This is a genomic window from Tritonibacter sp. SIMBA_163, assembly GCF_046535935.1.
Classification (GTDB): Bacteria; Pseudomonadota; Alphaproteobacteria; order Rhodobacterales; family Rhodobacteraceae; genus Epibacterium; species Epibacterium scottomollicae.
Map to the genome: position 1 here is coordinate 1 of NZ_JAWJBP010000732.1, position 259 is coordinate 259.

Annotated in this window: 1 pseudogene; it reads left to right on the forward strand. The window is 62.5% G+C overall.

What is annotated here, in order from left to right:
* A pseudogene (locus R0J92_RS24255) lies at positions 1-259 on the forward strand (cell filamentation protein Fic); the annotation flags it as partial.

Genomic DNA, 259 nt, shown 5'->3' on the forward strand with positions numbered 1-259 from the left:
GGGATACGCCGCCTTAATCGAAGCCTATGACCTTGCTGTGCCGGTACCGCGTACGCTGGCGGCGATAGGTCCGCGCCACAGGGTTTATGAAGCCGATGGCTGGCACATCTTCACGCCCCGGCACCAACCCGCCAATACGCTGGACGCGCAGCTCACCTTTGCTTTGCGCTATGAAGGGCTCGATCTTGCGGTACTAAAAGCCTTGTTCCGGACGACCGGACCTGATCCCGTTGCGGAGATCGTGCGCGCCGCCCCGACG